The sequence below is a fragment of the Brucella anthropi ATCC 49188 genome (genome assembly GCF_000017405.1).
GTDB classification, from domain to species: Bacteria; Pseudomonadota; Alphaproteobacteria; order Rhizobiales; family Rhizobiaceae; genus Brucella; species Brucella anthropi.
Map to the genome: position 1 here is coordinate 858,177 of NC_009668.1, position 21,967 is coordinate 880,143.

Genomic DNA, 21,967 nt, shown 5'->3' on the forward strand with positions numbered 1-21,967 from the left:
CGCGACACGATCACTTAGGAGAAAATGAAATGAAAACCCTTCTGTCTTCGCTCATTGCCGCTGGCGTCGGTGCGCTGATGATGCTCGCTCCCGCTCATGCGGACGACCTCGAAAAGGTCAAGCAGAGCGGCGAACTGCGCATCGGCATGAGCGGTGTTTTCCCGCCATTCAGTTTTGTTGATGGTCAGAACCAGGTGGTCGGTTTCGACGTCGATATCGGCACCGAAATTGCCAAGCGCCTTGATGTAAAGCCGGTTGTCGTGACCATCGCTTTCGACGGCATCATTGCAGGCCTGCGTGCGGGCAAGTTCGATGTGGTCGTCGGCAGCATGAGCATCACGCCGGAACGCGAAAAGGCTGTCGATTTCGCAGGCCCTTACTATCGCGGTGGCCGTGGAATTTTCGTGACGGAAACCTCGCCGGTGAAGTCCATGGACGAACTGAAACAGGGCAAGACCATTGCCGTGACGCTTGGCGAAACCAGCGACAAGTGGGCGCGCGAACAGGGTGGCTGGACCGTCCGTACCTATAAGGGCATCCCGGAACTGCTGCTTGAGCTTCGTTCAGGTCGCGTGGACGCCATTGCATCGGATGACATTCCGATCCTGATCGCCATCAAGGAAAGCGGCGAAAAGGTTCGTCAGCTCGATACGCCTGAACTTCAGGGCACCGACAATGTCGGCATCGCTCTGCGCAAGGGTAACCCTGAGCTTAAGGATGCGATCAACAAGGCTCTCGACGACATGAAAGCGGACGGTAGCTACGAGAAAATCTCGACCAAGTGGATCGGTCGCGACATCCGCTAACCGCATGAAACCCCGAGCCGGGACAGCTATTAACGCAATTGTCCCGGCAACATTTCTTTCCGGCTTGGGTTTCCAGACAGGAAAGGGGAGATAATGAACTTCTCTTTGATGGTGGAGGTCTTTCCATATTTTTTGGAGGCCGCCCTGGTTACCGTCGAAATATCGGCGCTTGCCATTCTGATCGGGTTGAGCGTCGGTGCGCTTGCCACATCTGCAAAACTATCGCGTTTCTGGCCGCTGCGTTTTATCGGTACAGCCTATGTCAGCGTTTTTCGCGGCACGCCGTGCCTTCTGCAGCTTTTCGTTCTCTATTTCGGCGGCCCGCAGATCGGCATCAATCTCGAACCATTCGCAGCCGGTGCCATTGGTCTTGGCCTTAATATCGGCGCTTATTATGCCGAAGCCATGCGAGGCGCCATTCTGACGGTCGATACCGGGCAGAACGAAGCCGCCCGTTCCATTGGCTTCAGCAACGGACAGTCGATGCGCTTTGTGGTGTTGCCGCAGGCAGCGCGGCTCATGATCCGTTCGCTCGGTGTCAACACAGTCATGCTGATCAAGGGGTCTGCTCTCGTTTCCGCGATTTCCGTGGTCGAACTGACTTACACGGCTCAACGTTTCATCGGCTCGACCTATCGTCCGTTTGAAATCTTCGGCATCGCCGCGGCCATCTACATGGTCCTCATTTATATCGTTGCACGCTTCGTCGATTTCCTCGAAGCCCGCTATGCGCTCAAATAGGCGGTGATCCCATGCAACTCGATTTCTCTATCGTCCCGCCCTATACTGAACTTCTGATGACCGGCATCTGGTGGACGCTCATCATCGCCGTGTCCTCATCCATCGTCAGCTTCTTCGGCGGTATCGCTTTTGCCTTGCTCGTTCTCTATGGCAACTGGCTGGTGCGTTACCCTGTCCGCTTCTTCATCTGGCTGTTCATGGGTACGCCGCTGCTTCTGCAGCTGTTCCTGCTCTATTACGGCCTGTCGCAGATCGGCATCAACATTCCAGCCGTATGGACTGGTATCATCGGCCTTGGCCTGCATTTTGCGGTCTATAATTCGGATATCTTCCGCACCGCGATCCTGACTGTCGATCCGGGGCAGAATGAAGGTGCCCGTTCGCTAGGTTTCGGCAACGGTCAGACGCTGCGCTACATCATCGTGCCGCAAGCTGTCCGCAACGCGCTGCCGCAGGTGGGCAACAATCTGATTGCGCTTTTGAAGGACACGGCGCTCGTATCGGTAATCGGTATTACCGAGCTGGTTCACGCATCGCAGCAGGCGATCAGTGAAACCTATAGCCCGTTTGAATTCTATATCACTGCCGCAGTGATCTTCTACGTACTCAATCTCATCCTGGAAGCCGGATTGCACTGGATGGAAAAGAAAGTCGAGGCTTACCGATGAGCAACAGCAAACCCATGGTGGAAGTGCGCGATGTCCACAAGGCTTACGGCGCGCTCGAAGTTCTCAAGGGCATCAATCTGTCGGTTGAACGCGGCCAGATCATCGCCATTATCGGGCCGTCCGGTTCCGGCAAAAGTACTTTGCTGCGCTCCATCAACCATCTGGAAACGGTCAACTCAGGCCAGATACTGCTGGATGGCGTACAGGTAAACCAGCCGTTGAACGGACGCGCCTTCGAGCGGCATATCAATGCCGTGCGCCAGCAGATGGGCATGGTTTTCCAGCATTTCAATCTGTTTCCGCATCTCAATGTCATGGAAAATATCACGCTCGGCCCCATTAAATTGAAGGGCAAGAGCAAGCAGGAAGCGCAGGAACTTGCCGTTTCGCTTTTGAAGAAGGTCGGTCTTGCAGACAAGGCCAGCATGTACCCGTCGCGTCTGTCGGGCGGGCAGAAACAGCGCGTGGCTATTGCCCGTGCACTGGCGATGCAGCCGAAAGTCATGCTGTTCGACGAGGCGACTTCTGCGCTCGACCCCGAACTGGTCGAGGAAGTCAATCAGGTCATGAAACAGCTCGCACATGAGCACATGACCATGCTCATCGTGACCCACGAAATGCGTTTTGCCGCCGAAGTTTCAGACAAGGTTCTGTTCATGGACAAGGGCGTTGTCGTCGAGGAAGGCAAGCCGGATGTGATCTTCACCAATCCGGAAAATGAAAGAACGAGAGCGTTCCTGCGAAAGCATCTCAACCAGTAAGTCGACGTTTAAACCAGATTTGAAAACCCGCCTGTGCCTTCCCCAAGGCACGGAGACGGGGAACTATTGAGCGAGGAAAGACCGTGGCATCCCCAAATGAATGGAACCCGACAGAACGGGTGCGAGAACTCTCCTATCGCATGGTGAGATGGCCGAGCGAAACGGGAACACCTGACGAGGCATCGTTCGGGCCGAAGCTGGCCGAGCTTTTGCGCGAGATCCCCTATTTCCAGAAGAACCCTGAAGATATTGCCGTCATCGACAGTCACGGCTCGCCGATGACCAAGAATGTTATCGCCGTCGTGCGCGGTGCCGGGCGGCGAACCCTGGCTCTGGCGGGGCACTTCGATGTGGTGGAAACTGCAAACTATCGCGATTTGAAACATCTTGCTTTCGAGCCGGATGCTCTGCTTAAGGCTCTTCTGAACGACCTTACCAGCCGTCCGCTTGCGCCGAATGAGGAAAAGGCACTCGCTGATTTCCAGAGCGGAAATTACATTCCCGGTCGGGGCATGCTCGACATGAAAAGCGGTGTTGCAGCCGGTATCGCAACGTTGGAACATTTCTCGCAGCAGGCAGATCGCGAAGGCAATCTAATTTTGTTTGCGACGCCTGACGAAGAGCGTGGTTCGCGGGGAATGCGCAGCCTGCGCGATGCGTTGCCGGAACTTGCCGAACGCTGGGGCCTCGATATCGTTGCCGGTATCAATCTTGACGCAACGAGCGATCAGGGTGACGGTGCGGAAGGCCGAGCCATCTATCGGGGCACAATCGGCAAGCAACTTCCCTTTGCTTTTGTGGTCGGACAGCCTTCTCATGCGAGCTATCCGTTTGAAGGTGTCAGCGCGCATCTCATCGCGTCGGAAATCATGCGTGCGGTGGAAGCCAATGCAACCCTTTGTGATACGGCTGATGGTGAAGTGTCGCCACCTCCGATCTGCCTTGAAGCGCGGGATTTTCGCGGCGGTTATGAAGTGACCACACCGGAACGGACGTGGATTGCTTTCAACTGGCTGACCCATTCCGTCTCGCCTGATGCTTTATTCCACCGGTTCAAGGCAATTGTCGGTGAGGCGCTGGATCGGGCGATCACGCACTTCAATGTGGAGGCAGAGCGCTTTGCAAAGCTGGTTGGCAGCGATGCAGATGCTAATCACAAGGGCAGAATTCTGACCACAGCCGAGTTGCGCGACGAAGTCCGGCGTATTGGTGGTGATGCGGCACTGGAACGGATAGCGGCACTGGAAGCTGAACTTTCAAGCAGCGACAACCCGCTTCTCATCACGCGGGAACTCGTCAACGCCATGGTTGCTGAGGCACGCGTTACAGGCCCGGCGGTCATTATCGGCTTCGGAAGTCTCGTCTATCCTCACGTTCGCATGGGGGTCGAAACGGCCGAAGAACAGCGTTTCGCAGAAGCTCTGGAAACCGCACGCGCGCATGCAGAGCGCCAGTTCGAAACGACGATCCGGTATCGTGAAATTTTCGCCGGTATTTCAGATATGAGCTTCTTCGGTCATATCCCGGACGCGACGGATAGTGAAGTCATTGCGGCCAACACACCAGCGGCTCAATTTATCGACCGCGCCAATCCGAAAGCGCTTTCTTATCCGGTGGTGAATATCGGCCCGTGGGGCCGCGAGTATCATCAGCGATTGGAGCGGGTCTATGCACCCTATGCCTTTACGGTACTGCCACAGTTTCTCAACGGCATCGCCACGCGCTTCCTGAAGTCATAGCGGTTCGCGAATAGCGGCGCGATGTCCTTCACTTTGCCTGATTGACGGTTATAGCGATCATGTGGAGGACATCGTCAGCGCTGCACCCGCGTGAGAGGTCATTAGCGGGTTTGGCGAGGCCCTGAAGCACTGGGCCTATGGCCTGCGCCCCACCAATACGTTGGGCAATCTTGTAGCCGATATTGGCGGCTTCGAGATTGGGGAACACAAAGACGTTGGCATTGCCCTTGAGCGGTGAGTCCGGCGATTTGGCATGGCTGATAGCCTCGACGAATGCCGTGTCGAACTGCAATTCTCCATCGATGCACAGATCAGGCTTACGCTCCTGCACCGTCCGGGTTGCCTGAACGACCTTTGATACGCGCTCATGCGCAGCGCTGCCGCCGGTGGAGAAGGACAACATGGCAACGGCCGCATCTTTTTCCGTGAGCTGGCGGTATGAATCTGCCGACTGGATGGCGATATCGGCAAGTTGTGCGGAATCCGGTTCCACCACGAGGCCGCAATCGGCAAAGACGAAAGCGCCTTTCTTCTGATGATGAGACTGGCACAGCAGCATCAGGAAGAAGCTTGAGACGAGTGATGCGCCTTCGGCCTTGCCGATGATCTGCAGGGCATGGCGCACCACATCGGCTGTCGTTGCGACTGCGCCAGCCACCGTCCCATCCGCATCGCCTTCGCGTACCATCATGGCGGCGAAGCCGAGTGGCGTCTTCGCCATCGCCTCAGCCTGTCCTTCCGTCATGCCTTTGGCCTGACGCAGCCGATAGAGTTTTTGCGCATAATCCGCGCTTTTGTCCGATGTCTCTGGGTTGATGATCGCGATCTTTGAGCCGTCAATCTGCCTGCTGATGACGCTTTCGGAGCCCAGAAGCGTGATGCGGGCAATGGCTTCGCGTTCGGCACGGAGCGCCGCATCGATGATGCGCGGGTCTTCGCCCTCGGCTAGCACGATGTGACGTGGCTTCGAACGAGCTTTCTCAAAAATCTTTTCCAACGGCAGCATGGCGCAATCTCTTCAAAAGGCCGGGAGTTGCGCTCCCGGCCTGATCACTGACGGACTGGTTCAGACGGGCATTTGCTGGCGCATGTCGGCCTTGTCGATGCCGGCCACGACAACGGGCTTCTTCATCGCATCGCGGCGGAATGGTTCGCCCAGTTCCTGATTGAGCACGACTTCGATGAAGGTAGTCACCCCCTTGGCCTGCTCGTCGATTGCCGTCTGCAAGGCTTCGGTCAGCGCCTGCTGGCTATCGACGGTCACGCCTTTCAGGCCGCAGCCATCCGCCACCTTGGCGTAGCTCAGGTTCGGATTGAGTTCGGTGCCGACGAAGTTGTTGTCGTACCACAGCGTCGTATTGCGCTTTTCGGCACCCCACTGATAGTTGCGGAAGATGACCATGGTGATCGCAGGCCAGCCCTTCCGACCGATGGAGGTCATCTCGTTCATGGATATGCCGAACGCACCGTCGCCTGCAAAGCCGACCACTGGCGTGTCAGGCTGGCCGATCTTGGCGCCGACGATGGATGGGAAGCCATAACCGCAGGGGCCGAACATGCCCGGCGCCAGATATTTGCGTCCGTGTTCGAAGCTTGGATAGGCGTTCCCGATGGCGCAGTTATTGCCGATGTCGGTGGACATGATGGCGTTCTTCGGCATTCCAGCCTGAATGGCACGCCATGCCTGCCGCGGCGACATGCGGTCCTTCTCGCGCTCGCGCGCACCGGCATTCCAATGCGTGCCCGGATCGTCATCCTCATGATCCATTGAGGAAAGCTGCTGCAACCAGGCGGATTTACGCTGATGGATGAGCTGCTTGCGCTCGTCGCGACCTGCATTGCCCGCATTGGCTCCCATCTGGTCGAGAATCTGCTGCGCAACCTGCTTGGCATCGCCGCAAATGCCGACCGATATCTTCTTGGTGAGGCCGATACGATCAGGATTGATGTCGACCTGAATGATCTTTGCATCCTTCGGCCAATAATCGATGCCATAGCCGGGCAGGGTCGAGAACGGATTGAGACGGGTGCCGAGCGCCAGAACCACATCGGCCTTGGAGATCAGCTCCATCGCGGCCTTGGAGCCATTGTAGCCGAGTGGACCTGCGGATAGCGGATGGGTGCCGGGAAAGGCATCATTATGCTGATAGCCGCAGCAGACCGGCGCATCAAGCCTTTCAGCAAGCGCGATGGATTCAGGGATCGCACCGCCGATAACGACACCGGCCCCGTTAAGGATGACCGGGAATTTCGCATTGGTTAGTAGCTTTGCAGCCTCGGCAATGGCATCGCGTCCGCCGCTCGGGCGTTCCAGTCGAACGATCTGTGGCAGGTCGACGTCGATGACCTGAGTCCAGAAGTCACGGGGAACGTTGATCTGCGCCGGTGCACAGCCGCGCCATGCCTTCTCGATCACGCGGTTCAGCACTTCGGGAATGCGCGTCGCGTCGCGCACTTCCTCCTGATAGCAGACCATCTCCTCGAACAGCGCCATCTGGTCAACTTCCTGAAAACCGCCCTGACCGATGGTCTTGTTGGCAGCCTGCGGAGAGACAAGCAGCATCGGCGTGTGGTTCCAGTAAGCAGTCTTGATGGCAGTCACGAAGCCGGTTACGCCGGGCCCGTTCTGGGCAATCGCCATGCCCATCTTGCCTGTCACGCGGGTATAACCGTCGCAGATCAGTGCCGCATTCGTCTCATGGGCGCAATCCCAGAAGGTAATGCCCGCCTTCGGAAACAAATCCGATACCGGCATCATCGCGGAGCCGATGATCCCGAATGCATGTTCTATCCCATGCATCTGCAAGACCTTAACAAATGCTTCTTCCGTCGTCATTTTCATGGCGCGTACCTTTCCTTGGAATTCAGAGAACTTCGTCTTTCAGCGCATACCAGTGATACATTGCGCGCTGGCCTATGCGCCTGAATGGCGTCAGCATGCCGTAACTCGGCAATTCAGAGGTGAAGATCGGCAGGTCGAGTTCCTGTCCCCGACCCGTCATCAGTTGGGCAACCCGGCGTCCGGCCTGCGCTGAATACATCACGCCGTTGCCGCCGTAGCCCATGGCATAGTAGATTTCCTGCGTCGGATCAGGACGATAGATGCGGGGCATCATGTCATGACTGACATCGACCCACCCCCACCAGGAATAATCGATCTTGATGCCTTTCAGAGCCGGGAACTTCCGGTAAAGGCCCGAAAGCAGCAGATCGTAATGTTTAGGGTTCGGTGCATCAGCCCCGGTAATGGCGCTGCGGCTGCCGATCTGCATCCGCCCGTCAGGCAGAAAACGATAATAGTGACGAAGCGTGCGCGTGTCGGTTAGCGGAATGCCGGTCTTGGGGCCGCATGCTTCAATTTCATCGGGCGTCAGTGGGCGTGTCACGACAGAGTTAGACAGCACCGGCATCAGCCGGTAACGGGTGAGAGGATGGAGGCCGGGTGAGGTGTATCCCGCTGTCGCGAAGCAAACCTGTCGCGCCGTGACCGTACCGTTCGGCGTGTTGAGATGGAATACACCGCCATTCTTGCGGCAGCTGAGAACCGGGCTTGCGGTATGCACCTTTGCGCCCAGCTTGCGTGCAAGCCGGAGATAGCCGAAGGCAAGTTTCGCGGCGTGAATGCCAATGCCGTCTGGCTCATACATAGCTCCGCGAGCTTCCTGATCCCGGATGAAATCGCGGTGAATCTCGTCGCGACCGACCATGCGCGTCCGATAGCCGAATACGTCATTCAGCAGGCGGGATTCTTTTTCCAGCGAAGGAATGACCTTGTCGCGATGGGCGATGTAGAGATGACCGCCATCCTGCGGATCACAATCAATTTCCGGTTCGGCAATGAGTGAACGAAAGAGATCAAAACCCTCGGCAATTTCCTTATGCAATTTCCGGGCGACGTCCACACCCCAGCGCTCGATCCATTGTGAACGCTTGAGCCGGCCAGCTGAAATCTGCGCCTGACCGCCATTGCGGGTACTGCAGCCCCAGGCGACGCCATTTGCTTCCAGCACCACGGCCTTGACGCCATGATCCCGAGCGAGATGGATTGCCGCCGAAAGACCGGTATAGCCTGAGCCGACGATAACGACATCGGCATCGACGTCTCTGCGAATAGGGCCATCGTCTTCCGGCGCCGGTCCGGCAGTGCCTATCCAGTAAGTCGGAGCATAGTCGCGGCCTTGTCCGGGTGTCTTCGAAACCACCGGATCATAGGCGGGGTCGAATGGCTGGGTGGCCGAGAAACTGTTGAGAGTGTGGGTATCCATATGTCGGTCCTCCAAAACACCGACTGGCGATGTTGGGGCTTACGCCTTCAGCAAAGGCCGGTTCTTGCGGAATGCCTGTTTGCGGACGATCTTGCCGTCGCGCTGTGTGAAGAGATCGCAGCCTTCTGCCTCGACGCGTGCGCCGTTGGCATCCGTTCCGCGAAAGGTCCATTCGGACACGGCACGGTCGCCGCTCACGAAATGCCTGTGTCCGTCCCATTTCACGTCGGGCATCGCGGCCCAGACGCCGGAAAAAGCCTTGGCAATCGCATCCTTGCCTTCGAGACGGGTGCCGTAAACTTCCTCACCACCGATGGTGTAAAACACACAATCGTCGGCAAAGAAGGCCATGATCGCGTCGATGTCGTGCCGGTTGAAGGCGTCGAAGAGGTCGGAAAAATGCTTCTCTGTGAGTTGTCCGGCGGACATTCGAATGCTCCTTGATAGGTCTGAAATCTGCCCTGATTTCGGGCAAAGCTTCCCTGTGGCGCGGCAGAGTTGCCGCGCGATTGATATTGCGAATTGGATTTCGGTCGGGCTGGTTAAAGCGGTTGTAGCGCCATCAGACTTTACCCTTCCACGGGATGAGGACCTTTTCCATGTAACGGATCAAAAGGTCGAAGGCGAAAGCGAATACACCGATGACGATGATGCCCATGATGACGGTGTCGCTGGCCAAAAACTGGGCTGCATTGAGTACCATGAAGCCAAGACCGCGATGCGCCGCCACCATTTCCGCCGCTACCAGCGTCGTCCAGCCCACACCGATCCCGATGCGCATGCCGGTGAAGATTTCCGGCATGGCCGCTTTCATGATGACCTGCGTTATTACCTGCGTCCGGGATGCGCCCATCGCATAGGCGGCATGGATCTGTTCGGTTGAGACCGAGCGCACGCCAGCTCTCGCTGCGATCGCCATTGGCGCAAAGATCGCGAGAAAGATGAGGAACACCTTCGGGAACTCGCCAATACCAAGCCAGATGATGATCAGCGGCAGATAGGCAAGCGGCGGCAATGGTCGGTAAAACTCGATAATGGGGTCCAGCACGCCACGAACAAAGCTGCTCATACCCATCATGATGCCGATGGGAATTGCCGTGATGCAGGCAATCGCGAAAGCACCCAATACGCGTCCAAGGCTGGCGAGCGTATGTTCGGCCAGTGTGGAGTTTGCCACGCCATCGGTCATGGCAACCATGAACTTGCCGTAGACAGCGAAGGGAGAGGGGAGAAACAGCGGCTTGACCCAGCCCATTCCCGTTACGAGAAACCAGAGCCCCAGCAAAATCAGTGCGGTTACAAGGCTGATGAAGCCGCTATTGCCGTCGCCGGGGGCGCCATAGATTTTACCGGGTTTGACTGGTCTTGCCCGAGTTACGAACTCAAGCATGGACCAGTTCCGGGTTTCCTGATGCACGTTCATCGCCATAGATAATCCCCAGAATTGTCTCACGCATCTTAATGAAGTCGGGACTGGACTTGACGGCGCGCGCGTCACCGCATTCCAGAAAGCGTCGGTTGAAATCCAGATCATAGGTATGGGTGATCCGTCCGGGGCGCGGCGACATGACGATCAGCCGCGAACCGAGGAACAAGGCCTCTTCGACGCTGTGAGTGATGAAGAAGAACATTTTGTTGGTCACTTGCCATACCCGCAAAAGCAATTCCTGGATCGTTTCGCGGGTGAGGGCATCAAGCGCTGCCATGGGCTCGTCCATAAGCAGCATCGCCGGGTCGCAGGTCAGTGCGCGGGCAATGCCGACACGCTGCTGCATACCGCCGGAAAGCTGGTAAATCTTGTGATTGTGGAAATCCTGCAGGCCGACCAGCGCCAGATTTTTCGTGGCACGCGCCCGGCGTTCTGCCTTCGGTACACCTTGAAGCTTCAGGCCAAACTCGGTGTTGTCAACGACATTGAGCCAGGGAAGCAGAGCATGTTTCTGGAACACCACACCCCGGTCGGCGCCGGGACCACGCACTTGCCTTCCGCCCAACGTGATTTCGCCGGATGACGGGATCATGAACCCCGCCATCAGATTGAGAAGCGTGGTCTTGCCGCAGCCGGACGCACCAAGCGCCACCACGAAATCCCCGCTGTCGATCCGCAAATTAACGCCCTTCAGCGCAATCACGGCTTCTTCCACATAAAGACCGGGATAGGTCAGACTGACATTCGATACGTTCAAGGTTTCCATTACGTCACCTTTCGGGAACGAAGAAGCGGTTCCGGCAAAAGCCAGAAGGCACACACAACATTGCAGGAACCGTCTCGGTTCAGCGGCTTGCCCGAAGGCATGCCGCTGGCGGAGGCGCTTGAATTACTTTACGTAATTACTTCGCTGCGGCTTCGGCAAAACTGCCATTTACGTTGCCGCTATAGTCATCCAGAGCTTGGTCGAGCTGTTTTTGGTCGACAAGAAATTTCGCACTCTGGGTGACGGATTTGAGCGCTCCGCTGTCCTTGCCACCGCCGAGCCATGTCGGGGAGGCTTGTTCTTCCACGGTGGGGAAGGACAACAGCGCGAGTGCGCCCGGTATGTCAGCGGCATTGCCACCGATCAGCTTGACCATACCTTTGACCTGTTCGGAGTCTGCCGTCCACTGGCCGCCATTGGCCTTGTAGTCGGCATAGGCATCCTTCAGCACCGTGGTAAAGGCGGTCATGAATTTGGGGTTTTCGCTGGCGAAGCTCTTATCCACCACAAGGCCGTCGAAAGTCGGGACGCTTTTCGCGCCGATTTCTTCGGAATTGGCAATTTCCTTGCCGGTCTTGAGGATTTCGGAAAGAGCAGGAGGCCAGACATAGGCTGCGTCGATATCGCCGCGCTGCCAGGCGGCAACGATCTGCGGCGGTGTCATGTTGAGTATTTCCGCGTCGCGCGGATTGATCTTCCAGATGTCGCTCATGCCGACAAGGAGATGGAAATGCGAGGTCGAGACAAAAGGCACGCCGACCTTCTTGCCCTTGAGGTCTTCCGGCTTCTCTATGCCCGAACCTTCGCGCGCTACCAGTGCTTCCGATTTGCCGATATTATCGAGAATCCAGAAAAGTTGAAGGTCAACACCGCGTGTGGCGGCTGCTGCGATGCCCGTTGAACCGATAACGCCGATCGGTACGTTGCCGGAAGCAAGTGCCGTCGAAATATCGCCACCCGATGCGAACTGGCGCCAGTCAATCTTGTATCCGGCTTCCTTGGCTGCAGCATCGAATTTTCCGTTAGCGATCGCGGTCAGAAACGGCCCGACGATCTGCTGATAACCGACCACGACCGTGGTTTCGGCATAGGCCGCAGACGTTGAAAGCGCTGCTACGGCCGAAAATAACACCACCCGTTTTATGCTCTTGAAATAGTTCATGGAGTTCCCCTTCCATTTAAGAACCATGCCTGACTTGGTCACGACTGTTGACGTTTTTCGCCAATCTGCAGTTCCAGTTACAAACGATAGCCATCTCATGAAATTTGCCTTATATCCAGTTGGAATAGTCAATAAGTCCAGTTTGACATTAAAGATGGCGCTACCCGGGAATTGGGGTTCGTGCTCACTTTACCGTCGAAATTATTCCACGAGGAGAAACAGAAAGAAGAAACACTATTGCTAAGTAGAGCACGAAGCGGAAAAACTGACGCGAACTTGGGTGTAATCGCAGATTCACTAATGGAGTAGGGTTTTGGATGCCGTCTCACCGACGATCTTCTTCATAGATGGCAGCAGAAATACCGGATTGCAGTCCCAAATCCGGGAAACAACGGTATCAGCCATTCTTTCAGGCGCGGTTTTGCCCGGTGCCAGCATGCCCTCCACGCGGCGGCTGGCGGATTATCTGAAAGTCTCGCGCCTCACGGTAACGCTGGCCTATCAGGAGCTTGTGTCCCAAGGTTATCTGGAAGTGCGTTCCCGCAGTGCCTATCACGTGGCTGCAGCGCCGCCCATCAGCCGTCCAGACAAGGATTTTTTGCAAACACCTGACACCGCCGTAGATTGGTCATCCAAGTTGCGTCTCGGCTTCAACATTGCCAAGACCATTCGCAAGCCTCTGGATTGGCGGAAGTATCGCTACCCCTTTCTCTATGGCCAGATGGATCAGACCTTGTTTGATCTCGCCGCATGGCGCGATTGCGCACGGCGCGCGCTGGCCAGAGAAGACTTTATCCTTATGGCGGGTGATTTCGCCGCTGCCGATGATGTGGAACTTGTCAATTATATCCGTTCGCGCACGCTGCCTAGCCGCGGAATACACGCGGAGCCAGACGAGATACTTGTTACCGTTGGCGCGCAGAACGCGCTTTGGATCATCAGTCATCTGCTTTTGACACGGCGCTCGCATGTCGTATGCGAAAATCCCGGACATCCCGATATTAGTGCCACACTCCATCTGACAGGGGCCAATGTAACAGCGCTTGACGTCGATGAAGGCGGCTTGCCACCCGAGTTGCTGCCAGATGAGATCGACGCGGTCTTCGTCACGCCGAGCCACCAGTCACCCACGGCCGCCACTATGCCGCGCGCGCGGCGTATAGCACTTCTAGAGGCTGCAGCCGAGCGCGATTTCGTCATTGTCGAAGATGATTATGAATTCGAGATGAGCTTTTTGCAGCCGCCGACGCCGGCGTTAAAGTCGCTCGACCAGTATGGCCGCGTTCTCTATGTGGGCAGTTTTTCAAAGTCGCTGTTTCCGGGGCTTCGGCTTGGATATCTTGTCGCGCCAGCGCCTGTCATCCGCGAGGCGAGGGCACTGCGCGCGCTCATGCTTCGTCATCCGCCCGGACATTTGCAGCGAACAGCCGCCTATTTTCTGGCTCTTGGTCACTATGATGCGGTTATTCATCGTATGCGGATTGAATATCACAAGCGCCATATTGTCATGATCGAGGCCCTTAATCGCGAAGGATTGAAAATCGCTGGTAAATCGGCCTTTGGCGGCACGGCATTCTGGATCGAAGGACCGGAGGGCATGGATGCCGACAAGCTCGCACGTGATCTGCGCGAGGATGGCGTGCTGATCGAGTCGGGGTCCCCTTTCTTCTGGAGCGATGACAGGCCATGCCGCTATTTTCGCATCGCTTATTCTTCCATTCCGATTAATCGGATTGCGGAAGGCATCGAGCTTCTGGCCAAAAGAATGCGGCAAATCTCGTAGTTTTGGAACGCTTGGGTTCAGGCTGCGTTCATGTGGATTACGATAACGGATTTGTGAAGTTGCCGGAATTTGTCCCAATTCGATGGATATCGCTGGCGGTTCTACGGCGTCTTTGCCCGCGATTCTGTGGGTGAGACGCATATCAATTCTGCCTTCCAGAAGGAGAAGGATTTATGTCTATTCGTTCGAAGCTTCTTGCCACTGTTGCCGTGCCGGTTCTGTCGGCCTCCATTCTAGCGCAACCCGTACTGGCGGATTCATTGACGGCTCCAATCCTGCTGGCACAGGAGAACGGAGACCAGCCATCCGACGAGCAGTTGCAGCAGCAACAGCGCGAGGCTGAAGAACAGCAAAAGGCAGCGGAAGAAGAAGCGCGTCGGGCTGAGGAACAACAGCGCGCTGCCGAGGAAGAAAATCGTCGTCAGGCCGAAGAGCAGCAGAAGGCTGCTCAAGAGGAAGCCCAGCGTCAGGCGGAAGAACAGAAGCGCGCTGCGGAGGCAGAGGCGCAACGTCAAGCTGAAGAGCAGCAAAAAGCCGCCGAGCGCGAAGCACAGAAGCAAGCCGAGGAACAGCAGAAGGCAGCCGAGCGCGAAGCGCAGAAACAGGCCGAAGAGCAGGCCAGGCAAGCTGCCGAACAGAAAAAGGCTGACGAAGAGGCACAGCGTCAGAGCGAACAGCAGCAGAAGGCCGCCGAAGAGGAAGCTCAGCGTCGCGCTGAAGAACAGAAGAAGGCTGATGAAGAGGCGGCTCGCAAGGCCAATGAGACGCAGGAACAGACCGCTCCCGCTGAAAAGCCGGTGAAGGAAGAGCCTGCACAGGAACCGCAAGCGAAACCTGAGCAGCCGGCGGCGAAAGAACCGGCCAAGCAGGCCGAGCAACCTGCCAAGGAAGCTCCGGCGCAGGAACCGGAAAAGCCAGCCGAACAACCGGCAGACGCATCTCCGGTCTCGCCTCCTCAGAAAGAACCAGCGGAAGAATCCGCTGTTGAGCATCCCGAAGAAGCTCAACCGCAAGAACCGAAAGCAAAGGAAGAGCCACAGAATGAGGCTCAGCCTGCACAGCCGGTCGAACAGCCGCAATCAACCGAAGACCAGCAAAAACCGTCTTCGGAGCCAGCGCCAGAGATCGTCGATCAGCGTTCGACCGAGGAAAAGCAGGAGATTGCGAAAGACCCTGCGAAGACGGACGATACGGTTGTCTTGCCGGTCGAAAATGGCGCTGCCATTCTCGACAGCGACAAGGACGCCGACAATTCCGGCGGAAGCCAGTCGCGTGAAGAGCGTCGCAAGCAGCGCGAACAGCAGCGCTCCGCTGAGGAAAGTGCACCACCGCCCGCAAATGATGCGGCGGCACAGGTTGCGATTCCAGAGGAAGTGAAGGCAGCGCTGCCGCAGAAGATCGAAGCCAATCTCAAGGAAGAGGGCACCCGTATCAAGGAAGCGCCGGTTTTTGCCGTGCCGGAAACCACCAATATCATCAACAACACGGTGGTGAACAATACGGTCATCAATAATACGACGGTCAATAACGTGACCAACAATGTCACCAACGTCAAAGTGATCGAGGAGGTGGATAATCGTGTCATTCTGGACGTGGGCGACCGTATCTTCGTTCGCGGCGATGATCGCCCAAGGTTGCGCCGTGATGCCGAGGAAACCTATTACGATGAACTGCCGCGCGGGCGCACCCGTGAAACCATTGTCCGCCCGGGTGGCAACCAGATCGTCACAGTCTATGATCGCTACGGCGATATTCTTCAGCGTTCCCGTATCGACCGGGACGGCAATGAATATCTGATGATCTATGCGCCGGAATATGACGACAATCCGCGCGCTTCGATTATCGATGTTGGTTACGAACTGCCGCCGATGCGTCTGACCATTCCGGTAAGAGATTACATCATCGACGTCGCGGACGATCCGGATCGCGATTTCTATGACTTCCTTGCCATGCCTCCGGTAGAACGTGTGGAGCGTGTCTATACGATCGACGAGGTTCGTCATTCAGCCCGCCTGCGCGACAAGGTGCGTCGTATCGATCTGGATACAATCCACTTCGCGACGGGCAGCGCCGAGGTTTCGCTTTCGCAGGCGAAGACGCTGCGCAAGGTTGCAACCGCCATGCAGAAGGTACTGGCAAAGGATCCGGGCGAAACCTTCTTCATTGAAGGGCATACGGATGCGGTTGGATCGGACCGTTCAAATCTGGTCCTGTCCGATAAACGTGCTGAATCAGTTGCGAGCCTTTTGACGGAAGTCTATGAAATTCCGCCAGAAAACCTTGTCACGCAAGGCTATGGCGAACGCTTCCTGAAAATTCGCACGCAAGCAGCCGAACAGGAAAATCGTCGTGTCACGATCCGCCGCGTGACTCCGCTTGTCCGCCCGGTGGCTCAGCGCTGAACAAACAAACACCCGGATGCGATTTTGCATCCGGGTGTTTTTCATGAAGTAATTTTGCTCAGGCAATCTTGGGCTGGATCGTCGTCACACGGTCGAGCATCTGTTCGCTCAACGGACGTGGTTTGACCGCTTCGATCTGCACCATGAGCTCGGCGATCTTCTCGGCATCCATGACGCCGCATTCATAGATCTGGATGATTTCGCGCGCCATTTCGTCTTTTTGGGGAGAAGTGATCGGACAACGAGCCATCGCTTCACACGACTTGACATAAGCCGCTTGCAGCTCCTCCAACTCAATGGGCTTGAAACGCCCGAAGTAGTAATCTCTCGAAAATGGCATTTTATGCATTCCGCAGTGGCGACAAACAGATAATCCCATCTAAACGCCTGAAAATTCTTGCGACTCGCTATACTAAAACATAGCTGATTGCAAAGCATTATAATCGAGAATTATTTAGTTTATGTAAAATATTCAGTCAGTTGCGAAACCGAAAGCATTAGAGAGCTAAAATTTGCTGAGGGATCGTAAGCAGACTCTTTTTCAACCAATGCCGTTAAACGCGATCAAGTTCCAGTTTGGCTACTATTTCAGCGATCTTGTCCGGATTTTGTTCGCCAGATTCAAATGTTCTTATAATTGCGCGTGCAAGCGCCTCTTTGCTTTCGTGCGTCGTTGAACATCGATCAAGCAGTGCGCAGCAGCGATTATAGGCAATCTGCAGCACTTGGAGATCGTTTGGCGCATATGTTCCCTGATATTTGTTGCCGCGAAATGGCATGGACGCCTCCCCGTTTGATTGATTGAACCTCTAATTCAGAGGGAAAGCAACAGATCGTTTTATGACAGCGATATCAGGCGCATCACGATAGTGTTCTTGGTGATCCGGTTCTTCCGAATATAAATAGCGATAATCTCTGGCTACCGGTTTACGGGGTTCGAAATCTCGCCGCGAGTTTGTTGAAAGCTGGTTGAAAGTTTGCCTGCGCTAACCATTCAAAACCGATTGAGGAATCGGCTGCATATCAGGAGGGGTCTGGCATTGCCGGGCCAACAGGAGCTCTCGGAGGAGCGTAGATGAAAATCTCTATCGATTCATGCCGCCATCTATTTGGCGCGGCCTTCATCGGCGGCGCAATGGTACTTGGAGCAGGCGCTGCCCATGCCGAAAAGCTGACAGTGATTGTCGGCGGTATGGAAAAGCAGATTTACCTTCCGGCAGTGCTGACGGAAAAGCTGGGTTACTTCAAGGATGAAGGCCTTGATGTCGAGCTGATCAACAGCCGCGCTGGCGTGGATGCTGAAAACGAACTTTTGGCCGGTGCGGCTCAGGCTGTGGTCGGCTTTTACGATCACACGATCGACCTGCAATCGAAGGGCAAGTTTATTCAGTCCATCGTCCAGTTCAGTCAGGCGCCGGGTGAAGTGGAACTCGTTTCCAGCAAATATGCCGACCAGATCAAGTCGCCGGGCGATTTCAAGGGGCATACGCTTGGCGTCACCGGACTGGGCTCCTCGACGGACTTCCTGACTCAATACCTTGCCATGCGTAATGGCCTCAAGCAGGGCGACTACACGCTGCTTCCTGTCGGAGCAGGCAATACTTTCATCGCTGCCTTCAAGCAGGATGCCGTTCAGGCAGGCATGACAACGGAACCGACCGTGGCCAATATGCTGAAGAGCGGCGATGCCAAGGTGCTGGTCGACATGCGCACGCCCGACAAGACCATCGAAGCGCTTGGTGGACCTTACCCGGCTGCGTCGTTCTATGTGCAAAGCGCATGGCTCGAGACGCACAAGGAAGACGCGCAGAAGCTTGCCAACGCTCTGGTCAAGACCATGCGCTATATCGCTTCGCACAGCGCTGAAGAAATCGCCGACCAGATGCCCAAGGATTATTACGTCGGTGACAAGGACCTTTACGTAAAGGGACTTGCCGAGGGCAAGGCGCAGTATACGCCGGACGGCCGGATGCCGAAGGATGGACCTGAAACCGTTCTCAAGGTTCTCGCAACCTTCAAGAAGCCGCTTCAGGAGAAGCAGGTCGATCTTTCGAAGACCTTCACGACCGAATTCGTGGACAAGGCCAACGCAACGCTCGACGCGGCGAAGTAAACAGCCCTCGACTGGCGTTCAAACATGAACGTCAGTCCCGCTGTCCTCCAAAGATTCAACCGCATTGCAGGCGCGCGACAGAGCATTTCCAGCAAACGTGTAAGACGGTTTTGCGCTCGGAGATCTTTGATAACGAAACTATCGCGCGCGAGCGGTGCCGCATACCCGCGAGGAACCCATGCTGATGGAAGCCCCCAGAACCATTGCGCGTGAGAAAGCTGCTGCAATCGCGCTCAACAATGTAACTCGCCGTTTCGTCACCCCCGACGGCAAGATGATGACCGCATTGCGCGACTTCACCATGAATGTTGCGCAGGGCGAGTTTGCCTGTGTTGTCGGTCCGACCGGCTGCGGCAAGTCAACGACGCTTAATCTCGTAACCGGTCTCGCCAAGCCAAGTGCCGGTGAGGTCCGCCTGATGGGCAAGCCTATCGAAGGTATCAGCCCTGATATCGGCTTCGTGTTTCAGGCCGATGCGCTTTTTCCGTGGCTTAATGTCATCGACAATGTGAGTGCCGGTCCGCGTTATCGCGGTATGGGCAAGGAAGAAGCCTATGAGAAAGCGCGTAGCTGGATCACCCGTGTTGGTCTGGCCCGTTTTGAAAAGCACTATCCGCACCAGTTGTCTGGCGGCATGCGCAAGCGCGTGGCGCTGGCACAGACATTCATCAACGAACCGAAAATCCTGCTCATGGACGAACCGTTCAGTGCGCTTGACGTACAGACGCGCACGCTGATGCAGGGTGAATTGCTCGATCTCTGGCAACAATCTGGCGCGTCCGTCATCTTCGTCACGCACGATCTCGAAGAAGCGATTGCGCTGGCCGATAAAGTCTATGTGCTGACCGCCGGTCCAGCCACGGTCAAGAGCGTCTACGATATCGACATCCCACGCCCGCGCGTCATGGAAGACATCCGCTACGACAGCCAGTTTGTGGATATCGCCAAGGTCATCTGGGACGATTTGCGCGAGGAAGTGCAGATCGGCCAGAAGCGCGCGCTGGCAAACGGAAACTAATCGGAGAAAATGATATGACAACACAAGCTCTCTCCGCGTCACCAAGCTTGCAGGTCAATGCAAGTGCCGACGAACTTGCGCGCACCGAAGCGAAATTTCGTGCCGACATGCGCCGCCGCCGAGCGGTCGTTATTCTTGTACGCCTCGCCATTCTGGTCGCCGTTCTGGGCGGTTGGGAACTCGGCGCACGGACCGGCCTGATCGATCCATTCTTCTTTGCGAGCCCCTCCGGCATTGCCGACCAGATATGGATCTGGGTCACGGAAGGCACGTCACAGGGACCGCTTTCGGAACAGATCATCGTAACGCTTGAGGAAACCGCGCTTGGTTTCCTTATCGGTGCGGTCGGCGGCGTCATTTGCGGCATCCTGCTGGGTCGCAACAAGTTCCTCGCCGATGTGTTCTCGATCTATATCAAGATCGCCAATTCCATCCCGCGCGTCGTGCTGGGTTCGATCTTCATTATTGCGCTTGGCCTCGGCATGGCATCCAAGGTGGCGCTGGCCGTCGTCATGGTTTTCTTCGTCGTGTTCGCCAATGCGTTTCAGGGCGTGCGCGAAGCCGACCGCGCGCTGATTGCCAATGCGCAGATATTGGGTGCATCGCGTTCGCAGATCACGCGCACCGTCATCGTGCCGTCGGCCATGAGCTGGATTTTGGCAAGTCTTCACGTCAGCTTCGGCTTTGCACTCGTCGGCGCTGTCGTCGGTGAATTCCTTGGTGCAAAGAAGGGCGTCGGCCTGATGATTTCCACGGCGCAGGGCACCTTCAATGCCAATGGCGTTTTTGCCGCCATGGTCATTCTGGCGGTTCTGGCGCTCGTCGTGGAATACATCATCACATTGGTCGAAAACCACCTGGTGAAATGGCGTCCACAGGCGCTTTCCGAACAGGGAAGCTGATAGTCGGTCAAATGCATGAATGTCAGGCGGCGGGCAAGGTGACGGTCACCGTAAGCCCGCCGCCTTTCGTTTGGGAAAGCTCGACATGGCCGCCCGCCGTGTCGGCAACTTCGCGCACGATGGCAAGGCCCAGCCCGCTTCCATCGGCGATGGTGCCCGGAACACGATAGAAACGCTCGAAAACGTGTTCATATTCATTTGCGGGGATTCCGGGTCCGTTGTCCTCGACCCGTATGTCGATTTTGGGCCCATCCTGATCAATCACAAGCGTTACTGTGCCGCCTTCGGGCGTGTAGGTAAGGGCGTTGTCCACCAGATTGACGATCATTTCTCGCAGCATGGTGCCGTCGCCAGAAATGATGGCTTTGGTTGCTTTGAGCTCGAACCCGAGATCGATCTTGCGGTCGAACGCCTTGCCCGAGAGGCTTTCCAGAATTTGTTGTCCCGCTTCCGCCAGATCAACCCGGTCAGCGCGAGGACGCCTGCTGCCTGGTTCGGCACGCGAAAGCGTCAGCAATTGTCCAGCAAGCCGCGACAGCTGCATGGTGGTATTCTTGATACCTGCCAGAACGTCTTTGCGGTCACTTTCGCAGGTTGTCCGTTCTGCGAAACTGGCCTGCGTTGATAGTGTAGCAAGTGGCGTGCGCAACTGATGTGCTGCATTCTGGATGAAACGGTGCTGCGCCGACATCTGCTTGCGCACGCGTTCCATATACTGGTTCAGCGCTGTGACGAGCGGTCGAAGTTCGGTCTGAACTGTCTGTGGATCGAATGGTTCCAGCTCGGATGTGCGATTGCGAACTTCGTTGCGGAGCCGGATCAACGGGCGCAATACAAAGCGCAAGCCCATTAACGAAAGGGCACCCGCGACGATGATGAGCAGCGATTGTTCCAGCACAGAGTTCAGCCAAAGCTCCCGCTGCATGGCGGTGTATCCTGCAAGGGTGACACCCACGACCACGTCGACAGCTTGTGGCAGGTTGGACGGTGCTGCAACGGGATGGCGCAAGACAACCAGACGCAAGGGATGGTCGCGATAGCTGCCCTCATAATGGAGTGGGTCGTAATTCGCGATTTCAGCCGGTTTCGGCAAGTCGGGAAACCCTGCAAGCAGGCGTCCGTCAGAAGTTTCGACCCGATAATAGACCCGGTCGCCATTTCCCGTCGAAAACATCTCCAGCGCTACCGGCGGAATGACAGCATCGATGGCATTATGCGAGGCAGCAGTCGCTTCGCCAATGGCGCGTGCTGACGCTGTCAGCATTCTGTCTGACACGATCCCGGCCATATTTTCCGACGCACGCCATGCGGTCCAAAGGTTGATCCCGGCCACGACAATCAGCGGAATCACGATCCAGGAAACGAGCTGTGCACGCAGGCTTTGGGAGAGGCGAGTGAACAGCCGTTTCATC

General features: G+C 56.4%; 20 protein-coding genes. 10 read left to right on the forward strand and 10 right to left on the reverse strand.

Going from position 1 to position 21,967, the window contains the following annotated elements:
- Positions 1 to 29: 29 nt before the first annotated feature.
- The 5 genes from OANT_RS18075 to OANT_RS18095 all read left to right on the forward strand — a co-directional run bounded on the left by OANT_RS18075 (position 30) and on the right by OANT_RS18095 (position 4,715).
- Positions 30 to 806 carry a transporter substrate-binding domain-containing protein gene (locus OANT_RS18075; protein ID WP_012092913.1) on the forward strand — a complete coding sequence of 259 codons (777 nt, stop codon included), beginning with the start codon at positions 30 to 32 and terminating at the stop codon, positions 804 to 806.
- Positions 807 to 899: 93 nt separating this feature from the next.
- Positions 900 to 1,547, forward strand: a complete 648-nt coding sequence (locus OANT_RS18080; protein WP_012092914.1) for an amino acid ABC transporter permease — start codon at positions 900 to 902, stop codon at positions 1,545 to 1,547.
- A gap of 11 nt (positions 1,548 to 1,558) precedes the next feature.
- Positions 1,559 to 2,215 (forward strand): amino acid ABC transporter permease, encoded by a 657-nt coding sequence (locus tag OANT_RS18085; protein ID WP_012092915.1) that lies wholly within the window; start codon positions 1,559 to 1,561, stop codon positions 2,213 to 2,215.
- Positions 2,212 to 2,976, forward strand: a complete 765-nt coding sequence (locus tag OANT_RS18090; protein WP_012092916.1) for an amino acid ABC transporter ATP-binding protein — start codon at positions 2,212 to 2,214, stop codon at positions 2,974 to 2,976. The genes OANT_RS18085 and OANT_RS18090 overlap by 4 nt, the downstream gene beginning before the upstream one ends.
- 140 nt (positions 2,977 to 3,116) lie before the next feature.
- Positions 3,117 to 4,715 (forward strand): M20/M25/M40 family metallo-hydrolase, encoded by a 1,599-nt coding sequence (locus tag OANT_RS18095; protein WP_080514355.1) that lies wholly within the window; start codon positions 3,117 to 3,119, stop codon positions 4,713 to 4,715.
- A 28-nt stretch (positions 4,716 to 4,743) separates the two neighbouring features.
- Here OANT_RS18095 and pta read toward each other — a convergent pair whose 3' ends face one another.
- The 7 genes from pta to tauA form a co-directional block, all read right to left on the reverse strand.
- Positions 4,744 to 5,721: a phosphate acetyltransferase gene (gene pta / locus OANT_RS18100; RefSeq protein WP_012092918.1), complete on the reverse strand. Its 978-nt coding sequence runs from the start codon at positions 5,719 to 5,721 to the stop codon at positions 4,744 to 4,746.
- A 60-nt stretch (positions 5,722 to 5,781) separates the two neighbouring features.
- Positions 5,782 to 7,557, reverse strand: coding sequence for a sulfoacetaldehyde acetyltransferase (gene xsc / locus OANT_RS18105; protein ID WP_012092919.1), 1,776 nt, complete (start codon positions 7,555 to 7,557; stop codon positions 5,782 to 5,784).
- Positions 7,558 to 7,579: 22 nt separating this feature from the next.
- Positions 7,580 to 8,980 (reverse strand): NAD(P)/FAD-dependent oxidoreductase, encoded by a 1,401-nt coding sequence (locus tag OANT_RS18110; RefSeq protein ID WP_012092920.1) that lies wholly within the window; start codon positions 8,978 to 8,980, stop codon positions 7,580 to 7,582.
- 39 nt (positions 8,981 to 9,019) lie between these two features.
- On the reverse strand, positions 9,020 to 9,409 hold the full coding sequence (locus OANT_RS18115; RefSeq protein ID WP_012092921.1) for a nuclear transport factor 2 family protein: 390 nt from the start codon (positions 9,407 to 9,409) through the stop codon (positions 9,020 to 9,022).
- A gap of 133 nt (positions 9,410 to 9,542) precedes the next feature.
- Positions 9,543 to 10,370, reverse strand: a complete 828-nt coding sequence (locus OANT_RS18120) for an ABC transporter permease subunit (RefSeq protein WP_010658703.1) — start codon at positions 10,368 to 10,370, stop codon at positions 9,543 to 9,545.
- The gene (locus OANT_RS18125) at positions 10,363 to 11,175 is read right to left on the reverse strand and encodes a taurine ABC transporter ATP-binding protein (protein WP_010658704.1); all 813 of its coding nucleotides are present in this window, start codon (positions 11,173 to 11,175) and stop codon (positions 10,363 to 10,365) included. The genes OANT_RS18120 and OANT_RS18125 overlap by 8 nt, the downstream gene beginning before the upstream one ends.
- A gap of 136 nt (positions 11,176 to 11,311) precedes the next feature.
- Positions 11,312 to 12,337, reverse strand: a complete 1,026-nt coding sequence (tauA, locus tag OANT_RS18130; protein WP_040128344.1) for a taurine ABC transporter substrate-binding protein — start codon at positions 12,335 to 12,337, stop codon at positions 11,312 to 11,314.
- A 313-nt stretch (positions 12,338 to 12,650) separates the two neighbouring features.
- Between tauA and pdxR the strand changes: the two genes are divergently transcribed.
- Entirely contained in the window at positions 12,651 to 14,120 is a 1,470-nt protein-coding gene (pdxR, locus tag OANT_RS18135) for a MocR-like pyridoxine biosynthesis transcription factor PdxR (RefSeq protein WP_012092923.1), read from the forward strand.
- Positions 14,121 to 14,293: 173 nt separating this feature from the next.
- Positions 14,294 to 16,522 carry an OmpA family protein gene (locus OANT_RS18140; protein ID WP_012092924.1) on the forward strand — a complete coding sequence of 743 codons (2,229 nt, stop codon included), beginning with the start codon at positions 14,294 to 14,296 and terminating at the stop codon, positions 16,520 to 16,522.
- 58 nt (positions 16,523 to 16,580) lie between these two features.
- Here the strand turns inward: OANT_RS18140 and OANT_RS18145 are convergent, their stop codons facing one another.
- Both OANT_RS18145 and OANT_RS18150 read right to left on the reverse strand, forming a co-directional pair.
- On the reverse strand, positions 16,581 to 16,862 hold the full coding sequence (locus OANT_RS18145) for a hypothetical protein (RefSeq protein WP_010658708.1): 282 nt from the start codon (positions 16,860 to 16,862) through the stop codon (positions 16,581 to 16,583).
- Positions 16,863 to 17,076: 214 nt separating this feature from the next.
- Complete coding sequence (locus tag OANT_RS18150; RefSeq protein WP_010658709.1) at positions 17,077 to 17,301, reverse strand: hypothetical protein; 225 nt, start codon at positions 17,299 to 17,301, stop codon at positions 17,077 to 17,079.
- Between the two features lie 296 nt (positions 17,302 to 17,597).
- Between OANT_RS18150 and OANT_RS18155 the strand changes: the two genes are divergently transcribed.
- From OANT_RS18155 to OANT_RS18165, 3 genes are all read left to right on the forward strand, one after another.
- Entirely contained in the window at positions 17,598 to 18,635 is a 1,038-nt protein-coding gene (locus tag OANT_RS18155; RefSeq protein ID WP_010658710.1) for an ABC transporter substrate-binding protein, read from the forward strand.
- Between the two features lie 178 nt (positions 18,636 to 18,813).
- Positions 18,814 to 19,653, forward strand: a complete 840-nt coding sequence (locus OANT_RS18160) for an ABC transporter ATP-binding protein (protein ID WP_012092926.1) — start codon at positions 18,814 to 18,816, stop codon at positions 19,651 to 19,653.
- A gap of 14 nt (positions 19,654 to 19,667) precedes the next feature.
- A complete protein-coding gene (locus tag OANT_RS18165; RefSeq protein ID WP_010658712.1) occupies positions 19,668 to 20,555 on the forward strand; it encodes an ABC transporter permease in 888 nt (295 codons plus the stop codon).
- A gap of 22 nt (positions 20,556 to 20,577) precedes the next feature.
- Here the strand turns inward: OANT_RS18165 and OANT_RS18170 are convergent, their stop codons facing one another.
- On the reverse strand, positions 20,578 to 21,966 hold the full coding sequence (locus OANT_RS18170; protein WP_012092927.1) for a sensor histidine kinase: 1,389 nt from the start codon (positions 21,964 to 21,966) through the stop codon (positions 20,578 to 20,580).
- Position 21,967: the final 1 nt, after the last annotated feature.